Genomic DNA, 16,971 nt, shown 5'->3' with positions numbered 1-16,971 from the left:
TTTACAGCCTTTATTATAATAATAACTCACGGGACTCGGGATGACATTTGTAAGCAGTAAAATAATTAATTTTTTTGTTGTCGTCTTAACCCTCTTTGTGAGTGTGCAATCTTTTGCCAGCAACCGCTATTACGCCGATAATAATTTAGAGCCTTCATCCGGTTTTACTTGGGACTGGAGTGCTGGAGCTGGTTATTATATAGAAGATTCATACTTAATCGGTATGGATTCATATGACGATGGCCTTGAAGTTGATTTAAATTTAGCCCTTTCCTACGATAATTTTTACCTTGATATCGACCAGAGCCAACTCAGTGGCGGTATTGTTATCGGCTACAGTATTATTGATAAATACAACTGGGGATTAGATATCCTTGGTACGAACGTACAAGCTGGTTTTGATGAAAGTGGCTTAACCTTCTATAACGACACGGTTATTGAAGAATTAGTTGGTATTAATAGTCGCCACTATGACTTTGATGTGGGCGTACGCCTCTCTCGACGCTTTGAAAGCGCCCAAGTTTCTTTTGAATATTTACATGACGTTACCGGCGCTCATAATGGCTGGGTGATCAACAGCTTTTTTAGCAAAATTATACCTTGGCGTAACTGGGAATTTCGCACCGGTGTCGGTGTTAGCGCTTACTCAAGCGACTTTATAAATTATTACTTTGGCATTGATTCAACTGAAGCCACTATAAACCGCCCTATTTATCAAACGGATGGCGGTGCCAGCTTAGTATTAGAGTTGCATGGAGAATATCCAATTAATCAGCATTGGGTGTTTTTAGGTGGCTGGCTATCAACCTGGTTTTCTGAGGAAATAAGTAACAGCCCCATTGTTTCACAAGGATATCAACATAAAGCCAAGGTAGGCGTAAGATATGTATTTTAAATGGCTGATAAGCTTATTTTTAATAAGTAATTTAGTGTCGGCTGAACAAGCCCACACCGTCAGTAAAAAACTTACGGCCATACCTGATACCTGTGTTGCGCTGCGCGAAGGACGTAATTGCTACGCTGATGTAACCCTAAGCTGGATGCAGCCCAATACCGGTAATTATTGTTTACGTGATGCAGATACTAAACACATTATGCAGTGCTGGTTAAACCAAGAGCAAGGCGAGTTTAGCTATGCATTTGATTCAGCCCATAGTGTATCTTTTGAGCTAATTAATAGTAATAATGGCAAAACAATAGCAACGACACAAGTACAGCTACAATGGGTATATAAGAACCGTCAAAAAAAACGTCGCTGGCGCTTATTTTAATTTCATTAAGGCAGAATTATGGATAACTACGGCAACATTTTATTAGTTGAAGATGATAGTTCACTCGCACAATGGATTGCTGAATACCTTATTGAAAAAGGTTATAACACCCTTATATGCGCACGCGGAGATGAGGTCGTCAGTATGGTAAAAAACCATAATCCCGCCCTCGTATTGCTTGACGTAATGCTACCAGGGCAAGATGGTATTAGCGTGTGCCGTGAACTCAGGCAGTTTTATCAAGCACCGATTATAATGCTCACCGCGCGCGACGATGAAATGGATGAAGTCATTGGCCTTGAAGTCGGTGCCAGTGACTATATTATGAAACCTATTCGCCCTCGTGCTCTGTTAGCGCGTATTAAAACCGCTCTTCGTCAAAATACCGAACAACCAAGTAACCAGGCTGATGAGAGCACTATCACCGTTGGCTCACTCAAAATAGATACTCTCTCTCGTACCGTATTCGTTAATGAACAAGAGCATAACATTTCCAGTGCAGAATATTTATTACTTCAATACCTAGCTAACAATGCCGGTGAGGTCGTTTCTCGTGACGCGGTTTTTAAAGCCACGAAAGGCCGTGAATATGATGGTTTAGATCGTAGTGTCGATGTCCTTATATCTGCCCTTCGTCGTAAATTTAATGACGACTCCCAACACCCTGAAAAAATAAAAACTATCTGGGGTCGTGGTTATTTATTAGTAGCATCAGCATGGTGAGTTATTATGCACAACAATTTATTGTATTAGCATAATGAAAAAACTTTATTGGTCATTATTAAGTAGCGCATTGCTATCGATTGCAATTTTAGGCTGGCTGATTGATGCCTTTAGCCAACAAACACACACACCAGAGGATGAGTTTTACTTACAAAGTAAATTGTTAACGGGGTTTGCCAAACAAATTGCCAGTAAGCCAGTCAAAGAACGTGCGCAGTTTAGCCAAAGTTTAGCAACAGATTTTAATTTACCTTTGAATTATCGCCTTACCAATTCACTGGCACTACCTGCATCGCTTGTGGCACAAATGTATTCATCAGATGGGATCATTTTAGAAGATCAGCAAGGTTACTACCTACTTTATAGTAATAAGGCACTGGCTGACTACCATTTAAAACTACGTTTAGAAAAGTCCCATAGCCAACCTCAACAAAATGACTTGTTATTAACACTGCTATTTTACACCTGCTTATGTATCTTGATGGGCTTTATTATCAGCCCATTAGCAAAACGATTAAATGTACTTAATAGTGCAGCAAAAAAGTTTGCTAGTGGTGATTTAACCGCGCGTATTCAGGTTTCTCACTTTACCTATATAAAAGATGTTGAACTGACCTTTAATCGTATGGCAAGCCAGATAGAAAAACTTCTTGATGAAAATAAACTAATGGCGTCAAGCTTATCTCATGATATTCGTACCCCTATAGCCTGTTTAAGATTTGGTCTAGATGCAGCGCTTGACAGTCAAGACCATGAGAAAATTCAACACTATTTGTCGCGTATGGAAACAGATTTAGACCAAATGGAATCTATGCTTAAAAGCTACTTAGCTTTTGCCACACTTGAGCAGCGCGCTAACCAATTAACTTATAGTCATAGCGAACTAAAACCTTATATTAATAATTTAGTTCAGCAAGTCACTCCTACGCTTACCAAACAGCAAATAACGCTTGCTATTCAAAATGATGAAGCCATCATCTACGCTGATTTACATTGGTTAGCCCGCGCAATAACAAATTTAATTACTAACGCCAGCGATTTTGCTCATAAGCAAATTTTAGTTACCGCAAAAAACGAGGCGACGACGCTAACTATCACAGTTGAAGATGATGGTCCTGGCATTGATAAAAAAAATTGGCATAAAGTATTTTCACCATTCTTCCAAGAGCAAAGCCATCGTAATCGTGCGCATAAAAGCTTCGGGTTAGGTTTAGCGATTGTCGCAAAAGTAGTCGATTGGCATCATGGCAGTGTAAACGTTAGCCAAAGTAACAGCTTAGGCGGTGCATGTTTTACTTTAAAAATACATAACCCATCAAAGTTTTAACATGTTCGTTACAGTTTACACACTGTAAACCCTATTTTTCTCTATTAAAACAAATGTCTATTAGAAATAGTGCTTACCTTAAGTGCCATTGCTATAACTAAGTTGGATACCTGAAAATGGTTTTTCTCCAATTGAACTAAATAAGCACTTTTTATTTTTTAGCATTTACAGTAGATTATCAGCGCCGTCACAAAATAAAGAAGTCATAATAATTATGAGCGCAGTTAGAGGGGAGTTTAGCTCCCGATTTGGATTTATAATGGCCGCCGCAGGCTCGGCGGTAGGTTTAGGTAATATTTGGGGCTTCCCCACCCAAACAGCCAGTAATGGAGGCGCTGCATTTTTAATTGCCTATTTGATACTTGCTTTTTTCCTAGCGTACCCAGCACTAATGGCCGAGCTTACTATTGGCCGTCACGGCCAAGCCAACGCAGTCACCTCACTTCGAAAGATTTCTAATGCAGGCTGGCAAAAGCACTTTGCATTTATTGTTGGTTTTAGTGGTATTTTGTGTGCCGGTTTTATTTTAAGTTTTTACGCAATTGTGGCCGGCTGGATGATCAGCGCGACGTTAGCGCCTGCGGCAACATTAGTTGGCAGCACTTCAGCTGCAAGCTGGCTAAGTGACCAGTCACTTTCAAGAAACCTTATATTTACCTCAGCCTTTATCATTTTAACTATTGGTATTATCAGTAAAGGGGTAGAAAACGGTATTGAAAAATGGTCAAAGCGTTTAATGCCTGCATTATTAAGTATTTTATCTGCGCTGATCATTTATGTAATGTTTCAAGAAGGCGCTATGATCGGTTTAAAAGCATATTTGGTGCCTGATTTCAGCTCTATTTTTGAACCTGAGTTATTAGTTAGTGCCCTTGGACAAGCATTCTTTTCACTATCACTAGGCACTAGTGTGATGATTATATATGGCTCTTACATTAGTAAAAAAGAAAATTTAGTCTCTCTAGGTGCATACGTCACACTTATCGACGTACTTATTGCATTTGTTGCTGGTCTTTTAATTATTCCAGCCATGTATGTTGCCCAAGCACAAGGAGTAGAAATATTTGCGAACGATGGTTCATTACTTTCTGAGGATACCCTAGTTTTTCAAGTGCTTCCGGCACTATTTGATGGTATGGGTACCGTTGGCTTATTTGTCGGTTTTGCCTTTTTTGCATTAATGAGTATTGCTGCCCTTACCTCTTCTATTTCAATGCTTGAAGCACCCGTATCATATGTTGTTGAACGTTTTGATATAAACCGAATCTATGCAACGTGGATAATTGGCGGCATCATTGCGCTTATCAGCTTCTCGATTGTGTTTAATTTTGATAGCTTGTTTGGCTTAGTGATCACTGTAACAACAAAGTTTACACAGCCATTAATTGGTATGATGTGTTGTATATTTGCCGGCTGGATTTGGTATCGTAATTCGCTACTTAGCGAAATTAAACAAGGTGCACCAGAAGTAGCTAGTGGTTTATTTTGGAAGGTTTGGCCTTGGTATATTAAATTTATTTGCCCTCTGGCAATCGCCTTAGTATTTGTAAACTCTATTTACTAATCTTAATAAAAAAACCATCAACCTAATTAGTTGATGGTTTTTTTAAAATCATATCTTGATGTGCAATTCCATCTTCTAAATACACCTCTCCTTGCAAGTCAAAGCCAAATGAGCGATAAAAATCAAGCAAGTATGTTTGTGCACCAATATAAATATCCTGCTTAGGAAAGTGTGAAAAGCAGCAATCTATAGCCTCTTTCACCAGCTCAAAGCCAATCCCCTTACCGCGCTGCGTTTTTGCAACGAGCACTCTACCAAAAGCACTGTAAGCTTCATTTTTTAAATAGCAGCGCGCATAACTAACCACATTGTCATTTTCAAAACGATACAAATGCATCGTTGCGGGCTCAATATCGGTATCATCTATTTCTGGGTAGGGGCAGTTTTGTTCAACCACAAATACATCAACTCGCTCGCGCATGATACTAAATAACTCATAAGTGGTTAGTTGAGAAAATGGTTTGCTCTGAAAAGTCATAAAATCTTCTTAAAAAACTTAGTCTTGCAAGGCTATTAAAATTATTAATAAGCCTTCGTTAAGCGAATAAGTGCTCTAACTGATCGCATAAATGCGATAAATTCACATGGTCATGCTCTATAGTCAAATCAACGTAGCCATCACCACGAAAAGCACGGTCGATCTCAATTAATACATGGGTTTTATGCGCCTCTGGCACAAACGAGAGTTCTACTTCTTGAATGCCAAACAAACTGCGACTATTAGGTTTATATTCCAACTCTTGATAACAACCTGATACCGAGCTAAAGGTGCTTGCCCGTAAAAAACCTTTTTCAACATCCGCCTTAACTAAATTAAACCCTAGCTTATCCATCGCTTGCATAAACGTATTTACCGCTTCATTAGGGTAAATATGCAAATGATCTTTATCGGTTGGGTCAAGCGCTAAATCAATACTTGAATTCAAGTATTAAGTGCAATCATTATGCAGCCACCAGAACTTCTGATTGCCCCGTAAATAATTCATGAGGGGTTTTATACCCTCTTGTTTTTCTTGGCCGATGGTTGAGCTTATCAACTGCCGCCTGTATCTCTGCTTCACTTAGCGCCATAAAGTCAGTTCCCTTGGGGAAGAAGCGTCTAAGTAAGCCGTTGGTATTCTCATTTATGCCCCGCTCCCATGATGAATAGGGATGAGCGAAATACACATCAGCTTCTAATTTTTGTGCAACATGCTCATGGTGAGCAAACTCTTTTCCATTATCTAACGTCACGGTAATAACCTTACCTTTATATGGTGTCATACACGTGATCAGCGCATCGGCTGTTATTTTCGCATGCTTGCTTTCAATTCTGTGAACGACTGTATATAACGTTTTACGTTCAACCATTGTGACAAGCGCATTTTTACGCCCTTTACCTATCACTGTATCGCCCTCCCAATCACCAATCCTAGACTTTGAATCCACAATACTTGGGCGTTCATCAATGCTGACTCGATTAACTATCTGTCCACGTTTATCATAGCTTCCATAGCGTTTTTTATACTTTTTACATGCACGAGTGAGTGTCTTATGTAGCTTGCCACCACGAGCCTTGTCTCTGTAAATATATTGATAAATTGTTTCATGATGTAAAACGACCTGTTTCTCTAAAGCTAAGCGGCCTGCCACTTGCTCAGGGGAAAGTCCGTCATGCAACAATTTATTAATCCAGTGAGTGACGTCCTCTGTTAACTTACTTGCTTTGAAAGATGACTTACGTCTTTGTTCAGCAAAGTTATTGGCTTGGTTAGGCCGATAGCCTTTAAGTCCTTTATTGCGTTTTAGCTCTCTAGAAATAGATGACGGTGAACGAGTTAGTTCTTCAGCTATCTGCTTTTGGTTATTTCCTGCTTTTATTAACGCGTAAATCTGGTATCTTTCTTCTTGTGTCAGCTGTTTATATTTCATTAAAGCAATTTCCTTTGGCGAGAAAATGGCCGAATTATAACAGCTGGCCATCTAATCTGAGAAATTGCACTTATTATCCGAATTTAGGATATCTAAACCCGTTTCAACCCAAACAAACGATTGGTTGTAACCCGCATTAATTTCGGTTATCGGTGTTTCAGAATGAAGGCGCGCTTCAAATGGCACTGTCTTTTGCTGACCAGGCTCGATTGAACCAATATCGGTAATGCGCCACTTATCAATAATGTGGTTAGTAAAATATTCACCGTCTTCATTAGCCACCTTAACACGAGTCATGAGTGCTAAATCTAGACCACTAATTTCTTGGCTTACATCACCAGCTTGAATGACTATTTGCGCGTTAAAAATTTGTCCTGGCTGTAAATGCTCAGTCTCTAGAACTGTATCTACTTTTGCTGCACCAATACCGACTGATGCAAGAATTTTTTTAAACATCTATTTCTCCACAAGTCGTCAGCTTTAAGAATAACTATGTTGCGCCGTACCGACTTAATTTCCTTTGTAATTGCATCTTAACCACATTTAAAAGCCAATGTCAGTGAAAAAATAACGCTTTTGCATTTTTCGCTAATAAAAATGTACTGAGTGGCTATTTTTTACGCGAGAAAAAGCGACAACTACATTTATTATGTGTTAAGAGCGCTAATTAATTTCCATGCAGTTGATATTTAGCTACACTAAAACTCTTGGTGAGGTAACACGAAACATTATGGAATTATTATATTTCGCTACAGCATTTATCTTTGGCTTCGCTGTTTATCAATTAAAGCTTCCTCCTTTAATCGGCTTTTTACTTGCCGGGTTTGCACTTAATTTAATGGGCTACAAAACAACTGAACTACTCAATAGTATCGCTAGCCTAGGCGTTGTACTGCTATTATTTAGTATCGGTTTAAAGCTTAAGGTAAGTAACCTAATAAAACCTTATGTATGGGCGCCAGCTTCGTTACATATTATTCTCTGTAGTGCTTTATTTTGTTCCTTAATGTTAGTACTTGGCGCAATGACAGTGCCGTTATTTAATGGATTAACTTGGCAAAGTGCATTGCTGGTTGGTTTTGCTTTTAGTTTTTCAAGCACCGTATTTGCGGTAAAAGTGTTTGAAGAACGAGGTGAAATGGCAAGCTTACACGGTAAAGTCTCTATTGGTATTTTGGTAATGCAAGATATCTTTGCCGTAGTATTTTTAGTAATAAGCACGGGGAAAGTACCAAGTCCCTGGGCACTGTTGTTGTTTGCCTTATTACCGTTATTACGACCTATGATGTTTTGGGTTTTAGATCGCTCAAAATATGGTGAGCTACTCCCTTTATTTGGTTTCTTTTTTGCGTTAGTTGCAGGCTATCAAGCATTCGAGTTTGTTGGCCTTAAAGGTGATTTGGGCGCGCTTATCATTGGTATGATATTCGCCCCACATAAAAAAGCCAGTGAGCTTGCAAAGTCATTACTCAGTTTAAAAGACGTACTACTCGTGGGCTTTTTCTTAACTATTGGCCTTGGCGCTGATCTCACTATAAATTCATTACTTATTGCACTCATTCTCGTTGCGTTATTACCTTTGAAGGTTATTCTCTACTATGTGCTAACAAACATGTTTAAATTACGTGCACGCACTTCATTACTTAATGCGTTTAGCCTATCTAATTACAGTGAGTTTGGCTTAATTGTTTGTATGGTCGCAGCAAGTAGTGGAATGATCACCTCTGAATGGTTGGCGGTGATGGCCATTGCTGTCTCTATCACTTTTGTTATCGCTTCACCCTTAAATAAATATTCTAACGAAGCTTACGTCAAGATAGAGCGTTGGTTATTACCCTTTGAAAGCGACACTAGCTTAGCTGAAGAGCAACCGGTTAATCTTAATTATACTAAAATAGTTGTTTTTGGTATGGGCCGAATTGGTACCGGTGCCTATGAAACAATTAACGCCACACACCCTGGTATTGTAGCTGGTATTGATATAAAGCGGGAAGTAGTCGATAAACATATCAAGCGCGGTCGCAAAGTATTAATAGCCGATGCAACCGATCCTGACTTTTGGCAACGTGTTAATCACTCTCACGTCGAAATGGTCATGTTAGCAATGCCTAAACACATGCAGAATATATTCGCCCTAGAGCAACTTAAGGCCTCAGGATATAAAGGCCAAGTAACGGCCATTGCCAACTACCCTGATCAGCAAAAAGAACTAGAGGAAATGGGCGTGAACTTTACCTACAACTTCTACTTAGAAGCCGGTAGTGGTTTTGCTGAGCACGTAAAGCAAAAATTACTTCCATAATGTAATAGGTGGTTATTATTAAAGGGACTGATAACCACCTACATTTAATTTTCAAAGCTTAAACTTAGCCCTTCCCTTTTATTACTTATTGTAAACCTATTCATAAAACATTACGTGAAAGCAACGCACCGATCGTATTGCTCACTTTTAATCAATTAGTGTTTAATCAAATCAGGGTTTAAGGGTCAGCGCCTACTATAAATAGGCTATTCCTGCCCGTATAACCTATTTTCTTTTCACTAACTATATTAAACTGCGGCTCACTCAACTCTAAAAAAGTAAAGCATGGATACCCAGCAATTAAAAACAGCTATTAATACCAAGATGCCATTTGGAAAATATGCAGGGCGTCCCTTACTTTTATTACCCGAACCTTATTTAGTCTGGTTTAAGCGGCAAGGTTTTCCCGATGGGCATTTAGGTACCCAATTAGCAATGATCTACGAAGTAAAGCTTAACGGACTAGAAAAAATGCTAATGCCCTTACTAGAAAACCCATAATTTTCTCCAATTAAGTTGAACTTACCTGGCTTTGCCTTGCCTATTACTTTACTACTTGTTGTTAATTTGGTTTTATTCACAAAAAAGCGCCTTCAATTATTTGAAATGGCGCTTTTTTTATATGCTGTGTCTGTTAAATGTCAGTTATGACACTCGCTTGGGAAGGAGAATTATAAACTTTGCGCCACCTAAAGAAGAATTGCTTAGTTGGCAATCCCCTTGATGCCATGAAACAATCTTAGCCACTATGGCAAGCCCTAAACCAAATCCACCCGTTTTTTTATCTCGGCTTTTATCTAATCGAGTGAATGGTTTAAATACGTTATCCCACTGCGCAATATCAATGCCTGGGCCGTCATCTTCAACGGCGAGTATCAGGTCATCTTTATGTTCATACAACGACACTTTAACTTGTTGCTTAGCATACTTAAGTGCGTTACCGACTAAGTTTTGCACTGATCGCGCTATAAAGTGACTATCACAGCGATAATTTAAACTCGCTGGCAAGTGTGTATTAAGAGTTAAATTTGAGGCAAAGCCAAGCTTTTCAAGTACGCTTTGTATTACAATAACTAAGTCACATTGTTGAATATTTAAGTTTGGCTGCTCGCTATCTAAACGTGCATAATCCAATATTTCTTTAACGAGTGATTCAAGCTCACTGATATCCAGCTGCATATTATCAATGTAATCAAAGGCTTTTTCGTCGCTGACTTTATCTTCCAACATTGCAAGGGCAAACTTAAGCCGTGCCAGTGGCGTTCTAAACTCATGTGAAACTGACGAGGTTAACTCTTTTTGAGCAGTCAATAAGTGCTGAATACGCTGTTGCATCGCACTGAGAGTGTCGGTAATGGGTAAGAAAAATGATTTAGATGATGCGCTTGATTCAAAACCTTGTGAGCCATCAACAGCTTCACACGCCAAACGCAGCTTTTCAAAGTCACGCCATAGTAAAAAGCTCCAAAGACCTATAGGTAACCCAACGACGCTCAATAGCAATAAATAAGGCCATACCGATGAAAACCCCGGAGCTGAGACTTCTATCGGGCCAACTTTTAATAATTCGTTATCGTTTAATTTTATATACCAAATAGCATCTTTCTGGCTATCAAATAAGTAAATATAGTGACGGTTTTCAAGCTCTGTCTGTTGTAAGGTTGGTAACATCAAATCATTACTAGCAAGTAGTTCACTGTTGTAATGCTGAGTTATTTTTTCAAGGCCTGCGGGGGTTTGGGAAAGTAACCAAAGAGATTGGCCAAATTCATTATCAAGCGCCATTTGTTGCTGGGTATCTTCATAAGGCCAAAGTTGCTCAATGGCCCCGCTAACTAAAACAAGTGAAACAATAATATACAAATATAAACTTGCGAATAACTTCCCCATTAATAGTTACATATCCCACGCATCAGAGACAAACAAGTAGCCTTGACCCCATACTGTTTTGATTCGATACGGTTTATCACTATTATCACCAAGCTTTTTACGAATGCGTGAAACACGTACATCAACAGTACGATCTAGCCCGTCGTATTGGCGACCAATCATATGCTGGTGAACATGTTCACGACTCAATACATCACCAGCATTTGACGCAAGTAGCCATAGCAATTCAAATTCGTGGGAAGTGAGTGTTATTTCGTTACTTTTAAGCTTTACAATGCGGCTGGTTTTATCAATATTTAAATCGCCAAATGTTAGCTCTTCAGGAGCTTTCACGGTTGCTTGACCACGGCGTAATAAGGCGTTAATGCGTGCTAATAACATTCTTGGCTCTGCAGGTTTTATCACATAATCATCTGCACCAAGCTCTAAGCCAATTACTTGGTCAAAGTCTTCACCTTTGGCTGTTAACATTAAAATAGGCAGGCTGAATTTGTCGCGCACCTGACGGCAAACACTAAAACCGTCTTTACCTGGCAGCATCACATCAAGGATCATTAAGTCAACATTATGGTTTTCAAGGTAGGTAAACACTTCATCGCCACGGTCAAGAACCGCCACTTCAAGGCCATTATTTTCAAGATAATCTTTGGTTAATTGTTGTAACCCTAAATCATCTTCGACAAGTAAAATCTGTGCCATTTGCAGCTCCTAGATTAAAAAAAGCTCCACGGTGAACGCAATCGTCTTCTGGTAGTTTTGGCTTGGGTGCTTTGCACTTCAATACGCGCCGTTGCTAGTAGATCGCCCGTGTGAGGATTGATAAGGGAGTATAAGGTCTCAACCTGAACACGCGCTTTATAATTCAAGCGCCCTAACTGCGCCTGTTGCCAGCAAAAAAGCTGTTCACTATCTTGGTATAAACACACATCTAACGGCTCGGCTATTTTCCAATCAAAATTCAGCTCAAGATCGCAAAAATCTTGCTGATCAGAAATCACACACACTTTAGGGGTAACATTAAGTGAAGCTGCTTTAGATACGCCAAAATTTGGCCATACCAATAAACATCCTACTACTAGAATTAAAAGAAAATGCTTCATATTAGAAAATATGATCGAATCCTATAAAGGCAGTCATCGAGTACGTTTTATTAAATAAAGGACTATCCGCTACTTCTGAATAATCGTAGTAGCCAACATTAAAACGCAATGAGTTCGCTTTGCTTAGCGCATAACGAGCATCGATTTTAGCATAAGGTTGCCAGCTACTGCCAACCCCAAATGCACCATTTTGACTCTCTTTTTCAGACAAACCATAGAAATAAGTATTAAGTTCAGATGATTTATACCAAATACCTAAGCTAGGCTTAACTTGCCAATCGGCATATTTTCTCATCATTTGCCATTGCAAGCCTGTTCGAGTGCCATTATAAACACCTGACACATCAGCAAGACTTTGCACTGAAAAAACATGATTTTTATGAATATAGTGATAACTTAACCCCATATCAAGAGCCCACCGGCGCTTGTTTAAATCATTAAGGTTTGGAATGTTTTTTACAGGACTGGGGTCAGCTTCAACATTTAAGCTACTGGAAGATTGTAAAGCTAAGCTACTGGAAGATTGTAAAGCAAAAATATTACTTGGATGCCAATCAACAAAAAAACGTGTCTCGGGATTAAACTCGCTAACTAAATTAACTATATGTTTTTCGGTTTGTATTAAGCTATAACCCACACGACCATTGTCAAAGAAAAACTGCTCTCCATAATAGGCTATTTCAGGCACTACAATAAGGGGTAAGTTATCACCGCTTTGCAGTGGATTTGTCATCACGCCAATGCCGGCGCTTAAACCTATATACCATTGCCCTATAGTGATCTGCTCAGCAGATTCAGAGGTCACAGTTTGATGTGCATTTGTTGCACTACATACAGTGCTAAACAATATGCTTAAGGCAACACAGGCTGTTGTAATTAACTTCATTGTTTTACTACAAATAACCAAATAAGAGATTAAGTTGACATTCATCATAGCAAGGTGCAACGCACTAATCCCTAGTTAATTACAATCATTCACATTTTTTATACATTTGCCGTTACTTCCAAATCACTTTTTTGAAAGTCTAAGGTTTGCGCAATTTGCCATAATGCTTCTAATGCTGGGTCTGCTAAGTTCTTTCTTAGCACCGCAAGACCAATTTCAAAGCCTTTTGGCGGTAAAGCGTGATCGCTAATAACCTGAACTTTTTCCTTTAACGGGCTATTATCGAGTACTATTTTAGGCACCATAGCGATACCAAGTCCTAGACTCACCATAGATACCATCGCCTCGTGACCCGCAACTTGGGCATAAATTTTGGCTCGAATATTATTTTTAAACCACCACTGCTCCAATCGCTGCCTGGCAAAACCTTGCTCTGGTACTATAAAAGCCAACTTTGACCAAGGTACTTGGTTTCCACATTTCAAAAGCTGATCGTTTAATGAGCATTCTATTTTAGGAGCAATAAATACCAGCGGTGAGTAACCAATACTTGCAAAAGCAATTTGTGATGGCAATTTATCTGGCTTTGCGGCAATCGCCATGTCTTCTTGCCCATCAAACACACGATTAAGGGCTAACGCAGGATCGCCGGTATTAAGTTTTATTTCAATATACTGATGGCGAAGTCGTAATTGCTCTAAAATTTGATATAAAAAGCTATAAGAGGCTGTTACCGAGCAAAAAATACTCACATCACCATATATAGGCTGTTCCGGGTCATTCACATTAGTGCGAAATCGCTGCCAATTAGCAAGTGTAGCATTGGCATAATCAATAAATGACAGTCCTTCTCGGGTTAATTTTACCGTGCGATTATCACGTGTGAATAACGCGACCCCCACCTCTTGTTCAAGTTGTTTTATATTACGGCTTAGCGTAGGCGCGCTAATATGGCAAAGCTCACTGGCGCGAGCAAAGTGTAACGTTTTAGCTAAAGCTAAGAAGTAATGTAAATGCTTATGACTCATAAAATCGTAGACTGCCCAACTATTTCATATAATGAAATACTTTAATGCAAATATATCATTTTACGCAAGGAGAATTATTTCTTATTGTAAATGTAAGCAAGGCATAAAGCACTTGCATCTAACAAATATGAAATAGGACACTCATCATGGCGAATTACTTTAATACCCTTCCTTTACGTGAGCAACTTGCACAGCTTGCACAATGTAAATTTATGGACTTGGCTGAGTTTAGTGACGGTGTTGATGCACTTAAGGGTAAAAAACTAGTAATTGTTGGTTGTGGCGCACAAGGCTTAAACCAAGGTTTAAATTTACGTGATTCAGGCTTAGACGTTTCATACACATTGCGTGAGTCAGCGATTAGCGAGCGTCGTCAATCATTCCTAAATGCGTCTGAAAATGGATTTACCGTTGGCACATACGAAGAGCTAATTCCAACCGCTGATGTAGTTTTAAACTTAACTCCTGATAAGCAACACACCAACGTTGTAAACACTATCATGCCATTAATGAAACAAAACTCGACACTTGCTTACTCGCACGGTTTTAATATCGTTGAAGAAGGTATGCAAGTTCGTGAAGACATTACCGTTATTATGGTTGCACCAAAGTGTCCAGGTTCTGAAGTACGTGAAGAGTATAAACGTGGTTTTGGTGTACCAACACTGATTGCCGTTCACCCTGAAAATGATCCACAAGGCCATGGTTTAGCACAAGCAAAAGCCTATGCAGCAGGCACAGGTGGACACCGTGCGGGTGTACTTAATTCATCATTTATTGCTGAAGTAAAGTCAGACTTAATGGGCGAGCAAACTATTCTATGTGGCATGCTACAAACGGGTTCTATTTTATGTTTCGATAAAATGGTCGAAAAAGGTATCGACGCAAGCTACGCGTCAAAGCTAATTCAATATGGTTGGGAAGTAATCACCGAAGCACTTAAATACGGTGGTGTTACCAATATGTTAGACCGCCTATCTAACCCAGCTAAAGTTAAAGCATTTGACCTAAGTGAAGAGCTTAAAGTTATTATGCGCCCACTTTATAATAAACATATGGATGACATTATCGGTGGTGAGTTCTCAAGTGGCATGATGGCTGACTGGGCTGAAGATGATGCAAAGCTACATAAATGGCGCGCAGAAACAGCTGAAACAGCTTTTGAAAAACAGCAAAATACTGATGCAGAGATCGACGAGCAAACGTTCTTTGACCAAGGTATTTTAATGGTTGCTATGGTTAAAGCAGGTGTTGAACTTGCGTTTGAAACCATGACAGCGGCAGGTATTATTGCAGAGTCGGCTTATTATGAATCACTTCATGAAACGCCGCTTATTGCTAACACCATCGCACGTAAAAAGTTATTTGAAATGAACCGCACGATTTCAGATACCGCAGAATATGGCTGTTATTTATATAACCATGCCTGCTTGCCACTACTACAAGACTTTATGAAAACCATTGATACTGACGTTATTGGTAAAGGCCTAAGTGAGCAAAGCAACCAAGTGGATAACCAAACGCTAATTGCTATCAACGCAGCTCTTCGTGAGCATCCTGTTGAAATAATCGGTAGTAAACTTCGTGGTTATATGTCAGCGATGAAAAAAGTAGTTTAACACTAAGTTGTTTATCCCTGGAAAGTAACAATTTCGCTTGTTAGAAACCCAAGCCCACATGCTTTTGCTGTGGGCTTTTTCTATGTTATAAACCCACATTATGACAAACTAATATGACCAAAGACTCGAAACGGGCAAATTCCAATAAAACTAACGACACATTATTAGTCCAAGAGCTACAACGTATAAAGCAGCAAGCCTTATTGAAAACACAGATCTATTTGCCATAACTCAAGTGCCGAAAAAAGAAGTACTTGCAAATATTACTCAGTTACAATGGCAGCCCATTAGCTTTGCTATCGGTATTGCACTTTTAGCAAGTTTGATGAGCTATCTATTGGCGCATTCATTTGCATCACCGTTGTCGAAAATAACTAAGCTATTTATGCGTTTAGATTCAGGCCAAGCAAACTTAGCTTATCGTTTACCTCAGTCGAAAAACCTTCACAATGGCGACTCGCTCCTAGCAAGAGCCTGCTTTCAATTGAGGAATTTAAAGCAGACTCAGCGACAACTTAAATTAACGACTAATAAATCCCATTAGCGTTAACAAATAGCTTTTTTTGCTGCTTAGTGAGTTTTTTTAGTTGTATTTCTAACTTACTTGCCGCGCTACGATCTCCAGCCCACTGCTGATATATAAGCTTAAGCGGCCCTTTACCTTTTAAGTTTTTCGCACCTAGCCCAGCCTGGTGCGCCGTAAGGCGCTTATTAACATGGGTCGTTATACCTGTATACCAATGACCATGACGAGTTTGCACTATATATAAATGCCAATTATAAGGCGGCTGTTGTAATATTTGGCTATTCACAATTAAACTTTTAGTTAACTTCATGGTCAAACCATCGCTCTACATACATTTAGGTTAAAACAATTGATTAAAAGGGTTTTACCTTCAGTGACTAATCGGTATCATGAAGATTATAAAAAATAAGGATCCAAATAAACAATGCAGTCGTTAAAAACTTTTTCTTTTTGGCTTATCGTTGCCCTCACATTTACTACACTCGCAGGTTGTTCTAGTTGGGTTTACCGAATTAATATTCCGCAAGGTAATTTTTTAGAGCAAACAGATGTAGATAAGCTCCGCGTTAATATGACTCGTGAACAAGTCCTTTATGTACTTGGTAAGCCCGTCGCTGAAGATGCATTTGATAAAAGCACTTGGCATTACTTGTATGTATTTAACAAAGATCGTAAAAATGAGCAACGTAAGTCACTCGTTATTAATTTTGAAAATGAAAAGTTATCTAGTATTTCAGGTGACTATGAACAACCAAGTGAGTTCAATACTCCGCTTGAAGAGTAAACTAGTTTACTAAAGCAGTAAAAAGGTTAGCTACGGCTAA

Annotated in this window: 18 protein-coding genes and 2 pseudogenes; 10 read left to right on the top strand and 10 right to left on the bottom strand. The window is 39.1% G+C overall.

All coding sequences use genetic code 11. From position 1 onward, the window contains the following. Positions 1-40 precede the first annotated feature (40 nt). From ACT3S9_RS04730 to ACT3S9_RS04710, 5 genes are all read left to right on the top strand, one after another. Positions 41-895, top strand: a complete 855-nt coding sequence (locus ACT3S9_RS04730; protein WP_441836024.1) for a MipA/OmpV family protein — start codon at positions 41-43, stop codon at positions 893-895. Beyond that, complete coding sequence (locus ACT3S9_RS04725) at positions 885-1,271, top strand: DUF3019 domain-containing protein (protein WP_441836023.1); 387 nt, start codon at positions 885-887, stop codon at positions 1,269-1,271. The genes ACT3S9_RS04730 and ACT3S9_RS04725 overlap by 11 nt, the downstream gene beginning before the upstream one ends. An 18-nt stretch (positions 1,272-1,289) precedes the next feature. Further along, a complete protein-coding gene (locus tag ACT3S9_RS04720) occupies positions 1,290-1,994 on the top strand; it encodes a response regulator (protein WP_441836022.1) in 705 nt (234 codons plus the stop codon). Between the two features lie 34 nt (positions 1,995-2,028). Then, positions 2,029-3,321 (top strand): ATP-binding protein, encoded by a 1,293-nt coding sequence (locus ACT3S9_RS04715; protein ID WP_441836021.1) that lies wholly within the window; start codon positions 2,029-2,031, stop codon positions 3,319-3,321. 214 nt (positions 3,322-3,535) lie between these two features. Next, positions 3,536-4,885, top strand: coding sequence for a sodium-dependent transporter (locus ACT3S9_RS04710; RefSeq protein ID WP_441836020.1), 1,350 nt, complete (start codon positions 3,536-3,538; stop codon positions 4,883-4,885). A 22-nt stretch (positions 4,886-4,907) separates the two neighbouring features. Here the strand turns inward: ACT3S9_RS04710 and ACT3S9_RS04705 are convergent, their stop codons facing one another. The 4 genes and pseudogenes from ACT3S9_RS04705 to ACT3S9_RS04690 all read right to left on the bottom strand — a co-directional run. After that, complete coding sequence (locus ACT3S9_RS04705) at positions 4,908-5,363, bottom strand: GNAT family N-acetyltransferase (protein ID WP_441836019.1); 456 nt, start codon at positions 5,361-5,363, stop codon at positions 4,908-4,910. 58 nt (positions 5,364-5,421) lie between these two features. Continuing rightward, positions 5,422-5,799: pseudogene (locus ACT3S9_RS04700) on the bottom strand (sporulation protein); the annotation flags it as partial. A gap of 28 nt (positions 5,800-5,827) precedes the next feature. Then, entirely contained in the window at positions 5,828-6,796 is a 969-nt protein-coding gene (locus ACT3S9_RS04695; RefSeq protein ID WP_086959932.1) for an IS30 family transposase, read from the bottom strand. An 87-nt stretch (positions 6,797-6,883) separates the two neighbouring features. After that, positions 6,884-7,252: pseudogene (locus ACT3S9_RS04690) on the bottom strand (sporulation protein); the annotation flags it as partial. Between the two features lie 274 nt (positions 7,253-7,526). On the opposite strand from ACT3S9_RS04690, the gene ACT3S9_RS04685 reads away from it, so the two are divergent. Together ACT3S9_RS04685 and ACT3S9_RS04680 are read left to right on the top strand one after the other, a co-directional pair. Further along, entirely contained in the window at positions 7,527-9,098 is a 1,572-nt protein-coding gene (locus ACT3S9_RS04685; RefSeq protein WP_441836017.1) for a cation:proton antiporter domain-containing protein, read from the top strand. A gap of 285 nt (positions 9,099-9,383) precedes the next feature. Beyond that, positions 9,384-9,599: a DUF3820 family protein gene (locus ACT3S9_RS04680; RefSeq protein ID WP_441836016.1), complete on the top strand. Its 216-nt coding sequence runs from the start codon at positions 9,384-9,386 to the stop codon at positions 9,597-9,599. Positions 9,600-9,743: 144 nt separating this feature from the next. Here the strand turns inward: ACT3S9_RS04680 and ACT3S9_RS04675 are convergent, their stop codons facing one another. The 5 genes from ACT3S9_RS04675 to ilvY all read right to left on the bottom strand — a co-directional run bounded on the left by ACT3S9_RS04675 (position 9,744) and on the right by ilvY (position 14,002). Next, positions 9,744-10,988 (bottom strand): ATP-binding protein, encoded by a 1,245-nt coding sequence (locus tag ACT3S9_RS04675; protein WP_444750794.1) that lies wholly within the window; start codon positions 10,986-10,988, stop codon positions 9,744-9,746. Positions 10,989-10,994: 6 nt separating this feature from the next. Further along, on the bottom strand, positions 10,995-11,687 hold the full coding sequence (locus tag ACT3S9_RS04670) for a response regulator (protein ID WP_441836504.1): 693 nt from the start codon (positions 11,685-11,687) through the stop codon (positions 10,995-10,997). A 14-nt stretch (positions 11,688-11,701) separates the two neighbouring features. Continuing rightward, entirely contained in the window at positions 11,702-12,088 is a 387-nt protein-coding gene (locus tag ACT3S9_RS04665) for a DUF3019 domain-containing protein (RefSeq protein WP_441836505.1), read from the bottom strand. Position 12,089: 1 nt separating this feature from the next. After that, on the bottom strand, positions 12,090-12,974 hold the full coding sequence (locus ACT3S9_RS04660) for a MipA/OmpV family protein (protein WP_441836506.1): 885 nt from the start codon (positions 12,972-12,974) through the stop codon (positions 12,090-12,092). Positions 12,975-13,072: 98 nt separating this feature from the next. Then, positions 13,073-14,002, bottom strand: coding sequence for an HTH-type transcriptional activator IlvY (ilvY, locus tag ACT3S9_RS04655; protein ID WP_441836507.1), 930 nt, complete (start codon positions 14,000-14,002; stop codon positions 13,073-13,075). A 146-nt stretch (positions 14,003-14,148) separates the two neighbouring features. Between ilvY and ilvC the strand changes: the two genes are divergently transcribed. Together ilvC and ACT3S9_RS04645 are read left to right on the top strand one after the other, a co-directional pair. Next, positions 14,149-15,621, top strand: a complete 1,473-nt coding sequence (gene ilvC / locus ACT3S9_RS04650; protein ID WP_441836508.1) for a ketol-acid reductoisomerase — start codon at positions 14,149-14,151, stop codon at positions 15,619-15,621. A 235-nt stretch (positions 15,622-15,856) separates the two neighbouring features. Further along, entirely contained in the window at positions 15,857-16,165 is a 309-nt protein-coding gene (locus ACT3S9_RS04645) for a hypothetical protein (RefSeq protein WP_444750793.1), read from the top strand. Here ACT3S9_RS04645 and ACT3S9_RS04640 read toward each other — a convergent pair. Further along, positions 16,149-16,457, bottom strand: a complete 309-nt coding sequence (locus ACT3S9_RS04640) for a GIY-YIG nuclease family protein (protein WP_441836647.1) — start codon at positions 16,455-16,457, stop codon at positions 16,149-16,151. The two genes, ACT3S9_RS04645 and ACT3S9_RS04640, sit on opposite strands and share 17 nt — an antisense overlap. Before the next feature lie 114 nt (positions 16,458-16,571). Between ACT3S9_RS04640 and ACT3S9_RS04635 the strand changes: the two genes are divergently transcribed. After that, on the top strand, positions 16,572-16,931 hold the full coding sequence (locus ACT3S9_RS04635) for an outer membrane protein assembly factor BamE (RefSeq protein ID WP_441836648.1): 360 nt from the start codon (positions 16,572-16,574) through the stop codon (positions 16,929-16,931). The last annotated feature ends 40 nt before the right edge of the window (positions 16,932-16,971 follow it).

The organism is Pseudoalteromonas sp. AOP31-A2-14 (assembly GCF_052378035.1).
Taxonomy (GTDB): domain Bacteria; phylum Pseudomonadota; class Gammaproteobacteria; order Enterobacterales; family Alteromonadaceae; genus Pseudoalteromonas.
Note: the sequence above shows the minus strand (reverse complement) of the source record. Positions and strands in the feature narration are given on the sequence as shown.